Genomic DNA, 390 nt, shown 5'->3' on the forward strand with positions numbered 1-390 from the left:
GGATATGAAAGAGAGAAAGTTGGTAGAGCGATTTTAAATCTCAATGGAAAAGTAATTGGTGAAGAATTTGGTTTCAAACTTGTAAAGTATGGAAGAAAAGAGCCATTTAAAACTGAAATTGGAGTTGGGGACCTGATTGTAATAAGCAAGGGAAATCCACTAGCGAGTGATCTTGTTGGTACTGTTGTAGAAAAAGGAAGTAGATTTATTGTGGTAGCCCTCGAAGCTGTACCTTCTTGGGCTTTTAGAAACGTTAGAATAGACCTCTACGCTAACGATATAACCTTCAGAAGACAGCTTGAGAATCTTGAAAAACTGAGTGAAAGTGGTATTAGGGCCTTAAAGCTTATTCTGGGCCAAGAAGCCCCATTAAAAAGTTTTTCTGAAGAG

At 37.9% G+C, this 390-nt stretch carries 1 pseudogene; it reads left to right on the top strand.

The annotated features are described in order from the left end of the window. Positions 1 to 390: pseudogene (locus E3E37_RS11455) on the top strand (IGHMBP2 family helicase); the annotation flags it as partial.

The sequence above is a fragment of the Thermococcus sp. ES12 genome (assembly GCF_012027515.1).
GTDB classification, from domain to species: Archaea; Methanobacteriota_B; Thermococci; order Thermococcales; family Thermococcaceae; genus Thermococcus; species Thermococcus barossii.